The 868-nt window shown below is 57.7% G+C and carries 2 protein-coding genes; both read left to right on the forward strand.

Annotation, left to right across the window (positions count from 1 at the left end):
• Nucleotides 1-193, forward strand: a 193-nt coding sequence (locus EOB49_RS37115; protein ID WP_206526195.1) for a hypothetical protein, incomplete at its 5' end; no start/stop codon positions are given.
• A 488-nt stretch (nucleotides 194-681) separates the two neighbouring features.
• The coding region (locus tag EOB49_RS34255) for a DUF1403 family protein (protein ID WP_127383528.1) at nucleotides 682-868 on the forward strand (187 nt) is incomplete at its 3' end.

An 868-nucleotide genomic window follows, 5' to 3' on the forward strand; every position in this document is an offset into this window, starting at 1 on the left:
GTTTTTTGGACTAAATGGCGGAGAGGGAGGGATTCCCTTTCACCTCTATGATACTGAAAATACTAGTCTTTTCGCGCTTTTTGTTACACAGTTTGTTACACAGCTACAACTACGATTTATAACCGCTCTAAGCTCGCAGCTTTTGGGCTCGCCTGCCCAATCCATCCGATCTGTCGAAACCGATGGCTTGTAGGACACTCCCGCGTGTGTACGTTGGGGCTTGGGTCAGAAGGTGACCCACAGCAAAGACGGGAGCGCCGCAGCGCAAAAGATCTCATCGGTCAAGGAACAGATAGTGAAGTAGCCTGTGACAATCGGCGCCAGCATCACCTCCAAAGCCGACCAGGAAAAACCCGCAAAAAACGTCGCCCTCAGATACCCCGTCGGCAATGAATATGGGACCGAAGTTGCGCGGCAGATCGGGCGTTAGATGCCTTCATGACATCTGAACCTGAGCAGGCTCCTACGCCGCGAGCCGGCACATTTCCGAACGGAGTTTCGTCCGGCTGCGCAAAAAGGTGCCCTGTCGAGACTTACTTGTTGGCCAAATGGCTTAGCAGGGACGAACTCGTGAAGAGATTGATAATGCAACACTATCAGTCGTTGTGCTGATCCGACAGGCTGTGCGTTTTGGCACGAAAATCATGGCGAAAAGCGCACCGGCACTTTACTCTCCAAATTATGATTCGCCTCGATCCCGCGACCGCCAGCTCCTCTGCGCCGCCCTCCGTTCCCGCGTGGGCGATCACAAGCGCCGGCGCGCCGAGTGACGGCGACGCCGCCTTCCGGGCCGGCGCCGCCCTGGGTGCCCTCGACACGCTCGCCCGCGCGCAGGCAGCCTGGGCCGGCGCTTGGCGGCAGCGGCTGG

The sequence above is a fragment of the Mesorhizobium sp. M7A.F.Ca.MR.148.00.0.0 genome (genome assembly GCF_003997735.1).
Lineage (GTDB): Bacteria > Pseudomonadota > Alphaproteobacteria > Rhizobiales > Rhizobiaceae > Mesorhizobium.